Genomic DNA, 3,086 nt, shown 5'->3' with positions numbered 1-3,086 from the left:
GACTCGTGCGGAGCGAGCACCGCGTCCGGCGCGTCCTCCACCCGGACCGCGACCCGCACCGGCGACCCGCCGTGCTTGAGGGCGTTGCCGATCAGGTTGGCCAGTATCACGTCCAGCCGGCGCGGGTCGAGCCGCGCCGTCACCCCGCGCTCGGCGTCGAGCTCCACCGCGTCCAGCCAGGCCCGGGCGTCCACGCAGGCGGTGATCTGGTCGGCGATGTCGACGTCGTCGAGGACCAGACGGGCGGTGCCCGCGTCGAAGCGGGTGACCTCCATCAGGTTCTCCACCAGGTCGCCCAGCCGCCGCGTCTCGCTGACCACCAGCCGCACGGCCGGCTCGATCATCGGGTCGATGCCGCCGGTCTCCGCGTCGAGCTCCTCCTCCAGCACCTCCGTCACCGCGGTGATCGCGGTCAGCGGTGTGCGCAGCTCGTGCGACATGTCGGCCACGAACCGGCGGGACGCCTCGTCGCGGGAACTCATCTCCGCCACCCGCTGCTCCAGCGCGGCGGCGGTCCGGTTGAACGTCCGTGACAGTTCGGCCAGTTCGTCGGTGCCGGAGACCTGGAGCCGGGTGTCGAGCTTGCCCTCGCCGAGACGGCGGGCGGCGATGCCCAGCCGGTGCACCGGACGCAGCACGGTGGTGGCGGCGGCCTGCGCCAGCAGCGCTGAGCCCACCAGCGCCAGCGCGGTGGCGATCCCCAGCGACCAGGCCAGCGAGTTGAGGTCCTTGGCCTCCGGCTCCAGCGACTTCAGCATGTAACCGGTCGGCCCGCCGGCCACCTTGGCCCCGGCCACCAGGTAGGGAGTGCCGTCCTCGTCCACCGTCCGCTGCCAGTACAGGTGGTACGGGGAGGAGTTGGCGGCGGTCAGCTTCTGCTCGCGGTTCACCGCCTCGCGCAGCGAGCGCGGCACGTCGTCCAGCGTGAACGTGTCCAGCATGTCCGGCCCGGCGGTGATCACCCGGCCGTCGGGCGCGGTGGACATCAGCAGCACGCTGAAGTGCTGACTGCTGTCGGACATCAGGTCGGCGGCACGCTGCAGGTCGTCCTGGGTGGGATCGCCCGGCAGCGCGCCCGCCCGGCTCTGCATCTCCTGCTCGAAGTCGCGCAGCACCGCGTCCTGCGCGCGGGTCAGCACCGCCTCGCGGTTCAGCCAGTACGCGATCCCGGACGCCGTGACGGCCGCGGTCAGCGCGACCAGACCGAAGACGAGGACCAGCCGCAGCCGCAGGCTGGTGAGGCGCAGGGAACGGGCCCGCGACGACCTGGCACCGGTGGCGCCGCCCCGCTCGGCGGACGGAACCGGCGCGGCAGGGCCGGTGTCGGACGACCGGGCAGCGGTCACTGCGGCTGGTCCAGGCGGTAGCCGACGCCGCGCACCGTGCGGATCAGCGTCGGGGAGGACGGCACGTCCTCCACCTTGGCGCGCAGCCGCTGCACGCACGCGTCCACCAGACGGGAGTCGCCCAGGTAGTCGTGCTCCCACACCAGCCGCAGCAACTGCTGGCGGGACAGCGCCTGGCCGGGGCGGCGGCTCAGCTCCAGCAGCAGCCGCAGCTCGGTCGGCGTGAGCTGGAGTTCCTCGCCGTTCTTGGTCACGGTCATCGCGGAACGGTCGATGACCAGCGAGCCGAACGACGCCGAGTCGCTGGACTCCCGCTCCCCGCGGCGCAGCACCGCGCGGATCCGGGCGTCCAGCACCCTGCCCTGCACGGGCTTGACCACGTAGTCGTCGGCGCCGGACTCCAGCCCGACCACCACGTCGATGTCGTCGCTGCGCGCGGTCAGCAGGATGATCGGCAGCTGGTCGGTGCGGCGGATCCGCCGGCAGACCTCGAAACCGTCGATACCGGGCAGCATGACGTCCAGCACGATCAGATCCGGTCGCTGCTCGCGCAGCAACTGCAGACCGTCCTCACCGCTCGCAGCGGTCGCCACGCGGTGCCCCTGGCGGGTCAGGGAGAGCTCCAGGGCCGTACGGATGGCGTCGTCGTCCTCGATCAGCAACAGGGAAGGCACGCGCTCATTCTGGCCCATGGTCCCCGGGGAGGGAATTCCGGTCACCGCACCGGATGTTCGGGACGGGCCCCCGGCCGTGCTCCCGGCGCGCGCCGGCCGCGCGGCGCGCACAGTGGGTGGGGCCTGTGACAGGTCTGTGACAGTCGGCGGACACCGTCATGAAGTGTCCCCGGCAACATTTTCCTCACGGACAGGAACATGACGGGAGGCGCGGGATGAGCACTCTGCTCAGCAATGGCACTGGCGCAGTGGCCACGCGTCTGCACGACGTGGTGATCCGGGGGGAGCGGTCCGGCGTCGTGGGGGCGCGGGGCTGCGTACGAGGGGCCGGCGGCAGCCGGCACGGCGTTCCGGCCCAGCCGGCGTCCGCCCCCGCGTCCGTGCCGGGGAAGCCTTCGGTGCCCGCCCAGCGGGCGGCGTCCGGTCCGGTCCGGGGGGACCAGGCGGCCGGACGCACCGAAGGCGGGCTCTCGGAGGCCGAGTTCACCGCCTACGTGCGGGAGCGGCGGGCCTCGCTGTACGCCACCGCCTACCACCTGACCGGTGACCGCTTCGAGGCGGAGGACCTGCTGCAGAGCGCGCTGTTCTCCACCTACCGGGCGTGGGACCGGATCAGCGACAAGGCGGCGGTCGGCGGCTACCTGCGGCGCACCATGACCAACCTGCACATCAGCGCCTGGCGCCGCCGCAAGCTCAACGAATACCCGACCGAGGAACTGCCGGAGACCGTCGGCGACCTGGACTCGATGCGCGGCACCGAGCTGCGCACCGTCCTGTGGCAGGCGCTCGCCCGGCTTCCCGAGCCGCAGCGGACCATGCTGGTGCTGCGCTACTACGAGGGCCGCACCGATCCGGAGATCGCGGACATCCTCGACATCAGTGTCGGCACGGTCAAGTCCAGCATCTGGCGGTCGCTGCGGCGGCTGCGCGAGGACCAGGTCCTCGGACTGGGCCGTGACGAGGAGGAAGCCTTCGGCGAACTGGTCGCCTGAAGGCCGAGGGCTCACGGGGGAGCAGAGCCCTGGGGGAGCACGGGGGAGCGGGTCCGGACGGTTCGGGGGAGCCG

Annotated in this window: 3 protein-coding genes; 1 reads left to right on the top strand and 2 read right to left on the bottom strand. The window is 72.5% G+C overall.

Going from position 1 to position 3,086, the window contains the following annotated elements; genetic code table 11:
• Both HW445_RS24295 and afsQ1 read right to left on the bottom strand, forming a co-directional pair.
• On the bottom strand, positions 1 to 1,346 hold a 1,346-nt coding region (locus HW445_RS24295), incomplete at its 3' end, for a histidine kinase dimerization/phospho-acceptor domain-containing protein (protein ID WP_374939689.1).
• Complete coding sequence (gene afsQ1, locus HW445_RS24290; RefSeq protein WP_151771635.1) at positions 1,343 to 2,020, bottom strand: two-component system response regulator AfsQ1; 678 nt, start codon at positions 2,018 to 2,020, stop codon at positions 1,343 to 1,345. The genes HW445_RS24295 and afsQ1, both read right to left, overlap by 4 nt.
• A 215-nt stretch (positions 2,021 to 2,235) precedes the next feature.
• Here afsQ1 and HW445_RS24285 point away from each other — a divergent pair, with 215 nt between their 5' ends.
• Entirely contained in the window at positions 2,236 to 3,012 is a 777-nt protein-coding gene (locus HW445_RS24285) for a SigE family RNA polymerase sigma factor (RefSeq protein WP_180223078.1), read from the top strand.
• Positions 3,013 to 3,086 lie beyond the last annotated feature (74 nt).

The sequence above is a fragment of the Streptomyces sp. UH6 genome, assembly GCF_013421635.1.
GTDB classification, from domain to species: Bacteria; Actinomycetota; Actinomycetes; order Streptomycetales; family Streptomycetaceae; genus Streptomyces; species Streptomyces abyssomicinicus.
Note: the sequence above shows the minus strand (reverse complement) of the source record. Positions and strands in the feature narration are given on the sequence as shown.

Coding starts and splice junctions, on each gene's coding strand:
- HW445_RS24285 (WP_180223078.1), top strand. CDS start 2,236: ATGAGCACTCTGCTCAGCAATGGCACTGGCGCAGTGGCCACGCGTCTG.